The organism is Mesorhizobium sp. M8A.F.Ca.ET.218.01.1.1 (assembly GCF_004791165.1).
Classification (GTDB): Bacteria; Pseudomonadota; Alphaproteobacteria; order Rhizobiales; family Rhizobiaceae; genus Mesorhizobium.
Genome location: NZ_SRUZ01000200.1, coordinates 1 through 286, shown reverse-complemented (window position 1 = coordinate 286; position 286 = coordinate 1). Strand labels below are relative to the sequence as shown.

The following is a 286-nucleotide window of genomic DNA, read 5'->3' as shown; positions in this document are numbered from 1 at the left end:
GGCGTAAGCCAGCACGATCAGGCCGACCAGCGACGAAGCCATGCCCCAAGGCAAGGAATAAGGCATGGGCCGCTTGTCGGTGACCATGCCGATCACCGGCTGCAGCAGCGAGGCCGTGACCTGGAAGGTGAAGGTCAGAAGGCCGATCTGCCAGAAATCGAGACCGTAGTTCTCTTTGAGGAGCGGATAGATCGCCGGCAGCAGCGACTGCATGATGTCGTTGATTGCGTGGCAGAAGCTCACCGAAAGGATGACGGCAAACACCGTCGCTTGCGCCGAGATGTTG

General features: G+C 59.8%; 1 protein-coding gene. It reads right to left on the bottom strand.

Annotated elements, in window-relative coordinates; translation table 11 throughout:
* A partial coding sequence (locus EN861_RS35010; RefSeq protein ID WP_135928257.1) for an MFS transporter occupies positions 1–282 on the bottom strand: 282 nt, incomplete at its 3' end.
* Between the last annotated feature and the right edge of the window lie 4 nt (positions 283–286).